This window comes from Zunongwangia mangrovi, from assembly GCF_900112105.1.
Taxonomy (GTDB): Bacteria; Bacteroidota; Bacteroidia; order Flavobacteriales; family Flavobacteriaceae; genus Zunongwangia; species Zunongwangia mangrovi.
Genome location: NZ_FOKV01000027.1, coordinates 1 through 2238 on the forward strand (window position 1 = coordinate 1; position 2238 = coordinate 2238).

The 2238-nt window shown below is 28.9% G+C and carries 2 protein-coding genes; both read left to right on the top strand.

All coding sequences use genetic code 11. From position 1 onward, the window contains the following. Positions 1-109 precede the first annotated feature (109 nt). On the top strand, positions 110-1237 hold the full coding sequence (locus tag BM201_RS17930; protein WP_092545191.1) for a hypothetical protein: 1128 nt from the start codon (positions 110-112) through the stop codon (positions 1235-1237). A 173-nt stretch (positions 1238-1410) separates the two neighbouring features. After that, on the top strand, positions 1411-2130 hold the full coding sequence (locus BM201_RS17935) for a hypothetical protein (protein ID WP_092545196.1): 720 nt from the start codon (positions 1411-1413) through the stop codon (positions 2128-2130). Positions 2131-2238: the final 108 nt, after the last annotated feature.

The following is a 2238-nucleotide window of genomic DNA, read 5'->3' on the forward strand; positions in this document are numbered from 1 at the left end:
TATCTTTAGAGTATAAAACACCAAATATGGTATACAAATTAACTGCTTAAAATCATGTTCAACCTGTAGCCATATTTCAGGACTAGACAGCTGAATAGAACATTGAGAATTGAAAGAAAAAGTAACATATAAACTTGACCGAATTGCTGACATTTGGAATTCATATATTTGGGAATATGAATTCTGTAAAAAGAGAATCAAGTTTACACCTGAAGTCCAAACCAATTATTTCGGAGATATTTTAGGTTATTTTCAAGATACTTTTGACATAATATTTGACAATAGAAACTCAAAATCCTACGCCGACCGATTTTCTAATCAAATTAGCTTACTTCAAAGCATATATGTCCAACAAGATTTTATCGAAGAATTACTGATTATCTTCAAATGTGGAATAAACAAAAGAGATTTAAAAAAGGATTCAAACTATTTAATTAATAGAGAAATACGCAACGAACTCGTAGGACATCCGATAAGAAAACACAAAGGACAATTTATTTCATCTTGTCTTTTTGGTTACAATGGTGGCAGTGATAAAATTGTTTATTTAAGATACCATAAAGACAATGACTACAAGTTTGAATCAATGGAGTATGCAGTCTCTGAAATAATACACAGACATAAAGATTTTTTAAACAATTACTTCGACAAAATTTTAATCAAACTAAAGAAAATACTAACCGACTTCACTAAAGAAATTGAAAAAATAGAAAGCTTAATAGACAAAAAAAGTCTTGAGGAAATTCTTAAAATTTCAGAAGTATTTTATGAATCCATTTTTGAGTATGATTTCATCTATGATAAAGAATCATTATTGAAAATAAATAAAAGAAAAGAGGAACATAAGAGGTATGAAAATTTGATAGATAAATTTTATCAAGACTTGAGAAGTAGTCTAAAAGAAAAGAGAGAATATGCAGTTGAGCTTTTTGAACCCAGAAAAAGAATAGAAAACAACGATATTGAGAAGCCAATCTTTGATATAAGTTTCGTTGACGCTTCGCAGATATCAAGAGATAACATAGAAAGACCAGTAACTTACCATTATGAACTTGGTAAACTCGCTACAAAACGTAATCCAATGGATTTTGATTTTTTTGGTGGTTGTCTACGAAGAAAATGTTCGAAAAATGAATTAGTCCTAAATGAATTAGACCATATGGAATCTAATATTTATAATGACATTGAATATTTCACGGCATACAGATTGATTTGCTCTGAACTAAATGAAGATTAAAAGCCAGCACATAACAATGTATAACAACAATTGCGGCTTTGTGTCCTGCGGACACAACCGCGCAAGCATAAAAGTCGGTAATTTTAGCTATCTTAGTCTCTAATCAATCCGCAACTGATTGTTATACAAGACCGTTAGCGGCAAACTTCGTTGAACATTTTGCTATTAATTTTATGAATAATGTTCCTTTATTAAGAAAAGAAAAATTTAAAGGTTATTGGATAAATGGTTGTTTTGGAGGAATAATAACTGGAACTTTTCTTTTCCTCCTATCTCTAATAGAAAATAGCTTATTAAATTCATTTTATAATGGGTTAATTTGTTGTTTTACAATCATTTTCATTTTCTGTGTTGTAGGCTTTTTTAGTCAAGAATATTATCTAAGGAAAAAGAAAATCAATCAATTACAGTCTATAAGATATAGTTTTTTAGATAAAAACAACTTCAAATTAAATCCAGATCTATATTTCGAAGGAGTTTATAAAAATTTTTATTTTAGAATCTATAATATAAGCAAAACGGTGAAAATCTATAAGAAAAATAGAAAATTGGAATATGAAATTATCGAAGCTTTTTATGATTTTGATCCAAAATTAAATGATAATGATTTCGAGGATAAGTTGAGCGGTGATTATTACATTGGTAATGTCACATTTGAAAATCATCATGCCTTTTTAATTCCTAAAGATTCGATGAACCCAAACTTTGAGGAGAATATGAATGCTCTTATTGAAATATTTCATTGGTCTAAACTATATCCTTTGAATATAGAAAAATGGGAAAAAACGATCGGTAAACAATTAGAAAAAAAACAACTAGAAAATGAAAAGTTGAGAACTAGACAAATTTTAAAAATCGGAAAACTGGACATAAAATATATAAAAAATGAATAGACAGTCAGCCGCTAACAACGCGTATGGTCAATTGCGGCTAAACACTTAATCGATATTCGATGTTTTTAGCTATATTTATTGTAAGCGGACAAAACCTGGCTAACCAAC

Coding starts and splice junctions, on each gene's coding strand:
- BM201_RS17935 (WP_092545196.1), top strand. CDS start 1,411: ATGAATAATGTTCCTTTATTAAGAAAAGAAAAATTTAAAGGTTATTGG.